This window comes from Neisseria sp. P0021.S007 (assembly GCF_051956855.1).
The window spans coordinates 1-545 of sequence record NZ_JBQCXA010001023.1 but is presented as its reverse complement, the minus strand read 5'-3'; the positions used below and the strand labels follow the sequence as shown (position 1 = coordinate 545).

Below are 545 nucleotides of genomic sequence, written 5' to 3'. Positions count from 1 at the left end.
CATATGGACATAATGATCGTTGACGTGCTCATGCAGCCATGCTTTTGAAGATTTTGAGCGTACAGCCATCTTGATTTGAAATGCTTAAGTTAAAATCAGCATTGTACGTTATTTCCCCCGTAAATGTTCTAAATCGCGTACAATATAGCCATTATTCTTTTGAATTGGATACTTATTAATATGAACGACAACAAATTAAGCACCAAAGAAATTTTGGCCTTGAAAGCCCAAGCACACCACCTCCACCCTGTCGTAATGGTTGGCCAACAAGGCTTGACCGACTCGGTCATCAAAGAAACCGATGCCGCATTGACAGCACACGAATTGATTAAAGTCCGTGTTTTTGGCGATGATCGTGCTGAACGTATTGAAATTTGCAATGCCCTGTGTGAAACACTGGGGGCTCAACTGGTGCAACATATTGGCAAATTACTTGTTTTATGGCGTAAAAAACCGGACGACGAATAATTTAAACTGAATAAACAGCAGAAGTATTTTCTCAACCCACTTTAATCATATCCTTCTGTTGTATTTATGCAGTACGA

Annotated in this window: 1 protein-coding gene and 1 pseudogene; one reads left to right on the top strand and one right to left on the bottom strand. The window is 39.8% G+C overall.

Annotation, left to right across the window (positions count from 1 at the left end; genetic code table 11):
- A pseudogene (locus ACTHUR_RS17305) lies at positions 1-69 on the bottom strand (23S rRNA methyltransferase); the annotation flags it as partial.
- Between the two features lie 111 nt (positions 70-180).
- Between ACTHUR_RS17305 and yhbY the strand changes: the two are divergent.
- Positions 181-468: a ribosome assembly RNA-binding protein YhbY gene (gene yhbY, locus ACTHUR_RS17300; RefSeq protein ID WP_070460735.1), complete on the top strand. Its 288-nt coding sequence runs from the start codon at positions 181-183 to the stop codon at positions 466-468.
- The last annotated feature ends 77 nt before the right edge of the window (positions 469-545 follow it).

What these genes read in the sequence shown, in the direction of transcription:
- yhbY (WP_070460735.1), top strand. Translation starts at nt 181, where the DNA reads ATGAACGACAACAAATTAAGCACCAAAGAAATTTTGGCCTTGAAAGCC.